Genomic DNA, 319 nt, shown 5'->3' on the forward strand with positions numbered 1-319 from the left:
GGCTAAGGCTAACTGAGCCTCCCCAGGCAATACAGCCGCCTTCTTGTTCAACTACTGATCTCATTTGCTCAATGCTCAAGGTCACGGGAGCAAGAGTTTCCATGGTGTCGGCGGTACCGGCAGGTGAGGTAATACCGCGTGAGGAAGTTTTCGGCATGATCAAACCGGCAGCACTTACAATAGCGACGACGATGGGTGTCGTTCTATTGCCAGGTAAGCCTCCAACACAGTGCTTATCCATCACCTTTTCACTGCCCCACTCGAGTTGACTACCTGCATCGACCATGGCCTTGGTAAGGGAAATAATTTCGTCGGTATT

General features: G+C 51.4%; 1 pseudogene. It reads right to left on the reverse strand.

What is annotated here, in order from left to right:
• Positions 1-319: pseudogene (locus tag A3761_RS04220) on the reverse strand (thymidine phosphorylase); the annotation flags it as partial.

Source organism: Oleiphilus sp. HI0123 (assembly GCF_001635315.1).